Source organism: Methylobacterium sp. WL103, assembly GCF_008039885.1.
Classification (GTDB): Bacteria; Pseudomonadota; Alphaproteobacteria; order Rhizobiales; family Beijerinckiaceae; genus Methylobacterium; species Methylobacterium cerastii.
In genome coordinates this window covers 1-1,555 of sequence record NZ_VRUX01000804.1, presented here as the reverse complement: position 1 = coordinate 1,555, position 1,555 = coordinate 1, and the positions used below count along the sequence as shown (strand labels likewise).

Below are 1,555 nucleotides of genomic sequence, written 5' to 3'. Positions count from 1 at the left end.
GCCGGCTGGCGCTCGGGCGGGCGGGGGCGGGACATCGGCCGCGGGTTGTCGGAGCCGAGCTGCGGCGTGAACTTGATCAGCGGCTGGCAGATCCGCTTCAGCCCGCGCGGGTCGTGGCGGGCGAGGTCCACGTGGATGTGGTCGTAGTGGAACACGTTGGAGCCCGGCGCCAGCACGGTGGTGAAGCGCTGGCACGCGCCGAGGAAAACCTCGCGCAGGAAACCCTGCTCGGCTTCGGTGCCGCGCCAACCGCCCTTGACGGTGATGACGTAGCCGTCGGCGAGCTTGAACGACATCACGTCGATCGCGTTGCCGAAGGAGTGCTCGGAGAGCTTGGCGCCGACCTGGTTGTTCCTCCCGCGGCAGGCGTAGGAGCCGGCGTTGATCTCGGCGACCGGCTGCCCGAAATACAGGGCGGCGGCCGGCTGGATTGTGTCGGCGAGCCAGGCCTCGGCCTCGGCCAGCGCCGGGCAGCCGAGCGTCATCTTCTGCTTCAGGATCACGGCGCCGCCGCCCAGCCGCGTCACCCGGAACGGCTGGGTCATGCCGCAGGGGCCGGGTCCGTCGATCTCCTTGGCCGGCACGACGAACTCGGTCGGCTCGACCAGCTTCTTGGCCAGGCACACCTGTTCCGCCTGGTCGCGCCAGGCGTCGCGGCGCTCAAACTTGTTGATCGCACAGCCGGTGAGCCCCGCGCCGAACAGCGCAAGGGCGGAGAACGCGAGTACGCTACGCCACATGGTGCGGAGAATGCTCACGATCGCGTAAATGCGGTGCTAACGCTGCCGCCGTCGCGACGCGGGCCTTCGCATGGTAGGGCCTGCAAATGGCGGTCGCGTTCGTGCCATCGCGCATGAAACCTGCACGGGCTTGCGCGCCGCTGTCGCCGGCGCCGCCCCCGAACCGATAAGTCCAAGTCGCTCAAGTCAAGGACGCGTGATGCTCTCGTTGGTCGACCTGCGCCGCCGCATCGAAGCCGGCACCCTCACGCCCGAGGGCGCGATCCGGCTGTCGCAGGAGGCGATCCTCGCGCGCGATCCTGTGGTGCGCGCCACGGTGGTCACCGATCCCGCCCCCGCCGTCACCGATGCCGGACCGCTCGCCGGGATCGCGGTGGGCGTGAAGGACATCATCGACACCGCCGCGATGCCGACGCAGATGGGCTCGCCGATCTACGAGGGCTGGCAGCCGAAGACCGACGCCCCGATCGTGATGCGCCTGAAGGCCCTCGGCGCGGTGGTGCTGGCCAAGACCACGACCTCGCCCTTCGCCAGCGTCGACCCCACCGAGACCACGAATCCGCACGATCCCGGCCACACGCCCGGTGGCTCCTCGGCGGGCTCGGCCGCCGCGGTCGGGGCCGGGATGCTGCCGCTGGCGCTCGGCACGCAGACCGGCGGCTCGGTGATCCGCCCGGCAAGCTTCTGCGGCTGCGCCGCGATCAAGCCCTCGTTCCGGCTGCTGCCCACGGTCGGCGTCAAGACGTTCTCGTGGGCGCTCGACACGCTCGGCCTGTTCGGCGCCGGCGTCGGCGACGTCGCCCACGCGCTGGCCC

2 protein-coding genes are annotated in these 1,555 nt (G+C 70.9%); one reads left to right on the top strand and one right to left on the bottom strand.

Features of this window, described 5'->3' with window-relative positions:
- On the bottom strand, positions 1–740 hold a 740-nt coding region (locus tag FV222_RS25625), incomplete at its 3' end, for an extensin family protein (protein ID WP_147815968.1).
- Positions 741–939: 199 nt separating this feature from the next.
- Between FV222_RS25625 and FV222_RS25620 the strand changes: the two genes are divergently transcribed.
- Positions 940–1,555, top strand: a 616-nt coding sequence (locus FV222_RS25620; protein WP_147815967.1) for an amidase, incomplete at its 3' end; no start/stop codon positions are given.